The sequence below is a fragment of the Agrobacterium sp. M50-1 genome (assembly GCF_049843495.1).
GTDB classification, from domain to species: domain Bacteria; phylum Pseudomonadota; class Alphaproteobacteria; order Rhizobiales; family Rhizobiaceae; genus Agrobacterium; species Agrobacterium radiobacter.
The window spans coordinates 1-3051 of record NZ_JBBHZH010000018.1; the positions used below are offsets into that span (position 1 = coordinate 1).

Below are 3051 nucleotides of genomic sequence, written 5' to 3' on the forward strand. Positions count from 1 at the left end.
ATTTAAGGTGGGTTGCCCCATTCGGAGATCCATGGATCAAAGCTTATTCGCAGCTCCCCACGGCTTTTCGCAGCGTATCACGTCCTTCTTCGCCTGTGCATGCCAAGGCATCCACCAAATGCCCTTAATTCACTTCTTCGTTCTCATTGTCTATGCTCATCCATAGCCGCTCCAAAGGAACGGCAACCTGATTACCTTTTACAATCAAGTCAGTTCATGATGACATCGACGTGTCGGTACGGTCTTCTTTGAGGGCACGCCGGTGCACCTCGAAGCCATACCATTAAGACCAGCTTCTCGAGATATCATCCGGTGATGCGCGGTCAGGCAACATCAATCCAGCATGTCCATCAGATGAAGGCCTAAACCTTCAAACAACAAACATGCCTCGGACAAGCGATCCTTCCTACCTCCAACCCCTCCACCAATTCCGGCCGACTAAGCCATCTCACGGTTTCTCAGGGACTGGGCTCGGACGTTTCAAACCACAAGGGCTCAAAACACCTGGACGCTTCCAGACATATCTTCTCTTCACAATGTATTCAGAACAAGCATCATTCCTTGCGGACGATGCAAACTTTTATTTCTTCAAAAGACAATTCGCAGCCGTCAGATCAATCCGCCCATACAGGACGATAGTCCGTCGCGCCTCGTGGCGCGGCCCGTCCGGAGCGCAGCGATCGTAAGATCGCGACAGCGTCAGGACAAAACAAATGGTGGAGCTGAGCGGGATCGAACCGCTGACCCCCTGCTTGCAAAGCAGGTGCTCTCCCAGCTGAGCTACAGCCCCATCCAGCTCGATCACCCAGGTCTCATCAACCAGGCGCGGCAACAATTCGCATCAACCAACAGTCTCAACCCAAACCCTCATTCGCATATGCAAATGGTGGGCCCGGGAAGACTTGAACTTCCGACCCCACGCTTATCAAGCGTGTGCTCTAACCAACTGAGCTACGGGCCCATTCCGGTACCGGTCGATGCGGCTTTTGTCTTCTTGAAGAAAGAGAAACGTGGACGGCGAACCTCGCCATACCAATCCGAGTGCTAAGCACTTCCGTGGCGTATTACGTTTCGATGGTCACCTGACTGGCGCCATCTATGTTCTAAAAAGCACGGGAAAGTTCATACCGCGGTGATCCGAAGATCGGTGCGATCGTCTTACTGTTCCACAGCTTCCTTAGAAAGGAGGTGATCCAGCCGCAGGTTCCCCTACGGCTACCTTGTTACGACTTCACCCCAGTCGCTGACCCTACCGTGGTTAGCTGCCTCCTTGCGGTTAGCGCACTACCTTCGGGTAAAACCAACTCCCATGGTGTGACGGGCGGTGTGTACAAGGCCCGGGAACGTATTCACCGCAGCATGCTGATCTGCGATTACTAGCGATTCCAACTTCATGCACTCGAGTTGCAGAGTGCAATCCGAACTGAGATGGCTTTTGGAGATTAGCTCGACATCGCTGTCTCGCTGCCCACTGTCACCACCATTGTAGCACGTGTGTAGCCCAGCCCGTAAGGGCCATGAGGACTTGACGTCATCCCCACCTTCCTCTCGGCTTATCACCGGCAGTCCCCTTAGAGTGCCCAACTCAATGCTGGCAACTAAGGGCGAGGGTTGCGCTCGTTGCGGGACTTAACCCAACATCTCACGACACGAGCTGACGACAGCCATGCAGCACCTGTTCTGGGGCCAGCCTAACTGAAGGACATCGTCTCCAATGCCCATACCCCGAATGTCAAGAGCTGGTAAGGTTCTGCGCGTTGCTTCGAATTAAACCACATGCTCCACCGCTTGTGCGGGCCCCCGTCAATTCCTTTGAGTTTTAATCTTGCGACCGTACTCCCCAGGCGGAATGTTTAATGCGTTAGCTGCGCCACCGAACAGTATACTGCCCGACGGCTAACATTCATCGTTTACGGCGTGGACTACCAGGGTATCTAATCCTGTTTGCTCCCCACGCTTTCGCACCTCAGCGTCAGTAATGGACCAGTAAGCCGCCTTCGCCACTGGTGTTCCTCCGAATATCTACGAATTTCACCTCTACACTCGGAATTCCACTTACCTCTTCCATACTCAAGATACCCAGTATCAAAGGCAGTTCCAGAGTTGAGCTCTGGGATTTCACCCCTGACTTAAATATCCGCCTACGTGCGCTTTACGCCCAGTAATTCCGAACAACGCTAGCCCCCTTCGTATTACCGCGGCTGCTGGCACGAAGTTAGCCGGGGCTTCTTCTCCGGATACCGTCATTATCTTCTCCGGTGAAAGAGCTTTACAACCCTAAGGCCTTCATCACTCACGCGGCATGGCTGGATCAGGCTTGCGCCCATTGTCCAATATTCCCCACTGCTGCCTCCCGTAGGAGTTTGGGCCGTGTCTCAGTCCCAATGTGGCTGATCATCCTCTCAGACCAGCTATGGATCGTCGCCTTGGTAGGCCTTTACCCCACCAACTAGCTAATCCAACGCGGGCCAATCCTTCCCCGATAAATCTTTCCCCCGTAGGGCGTATGCGGTATTAATTCCAGTTTCCCGGAGCTATTCCGCAGGAAAGGGTATGTTCCCACGCGTTACTCACCCGTCTGCCACTCCCCTTGCGGGGCGTTCGACTTGCATGTGTTAAGCCTGCCGCCAGCGTTCGTTCTGAGCCAGGATCAAACTCTCAAGTTGAGAATTCAATCTTAACTAAATCACGTCATTCTGAATCGACGAGAACTCACACCCATCATCTTCCGCATCGCTGCGATAATAATGAGGTGTATTCTCTTGTTCAAAACGTGACCGTCAAAGTCTATTCACTAGGGTCCAAATCTCTCCAGACCCCGCAAGCTTCGCCGCCCACGTTTCTCTTTCTTCTCATATTCAATTGTCAAAAAACAGACCGCATCAAACAGTCACAAAATCAAACCCCAAAAGCATCAAGCCCTTGGAAACAAACAAGCATTCAGCTCATCATCCTGATTTCTTTAGAACGAAAGTCGTCGTCGCCAGCAGCGCCGCCGCCCTCGTTCAGTGAGCGGACTTATAAATCCACACCCTCAAACAAGTCAACACA

At 52.7% G+C, this 3051-nt stretch carries 2 tRNA genes and 2 rRNA genes; all 4 read right to left on the reverse strand.

Going from position 1 to position 3051, the window contains the following annotated elements:
• A 23S ribosomal RNA gene (locus tag WDZ78_RS23240) occupies positions 1-138 on the reverse strand; the annotation flags it as partial.
• Positions 139-714: 576 nt separating this feature from the next.
• A tRNA-Ala gene (locus WDZ78_RS23245) sits at positions 715-790 on the reverse strand.
• A gap of 94 nt (positions 791-884) precedes the next feature.
• Positions 885-961: transfer RNA gene (locus WDZ78_RS23250), tRNA-Ile, on the reverse strand.
• A 220-nt stretch (positions 962-1181) separates the two neighbouring features.
• Positions 1182-2666: ribosomal RNA gene (locus WDZ78_RS23255) — 16S ribosomal RNA — on the reverse strand.
• Positions 2667-3051 lie beyond the last annotated feature (385 nt).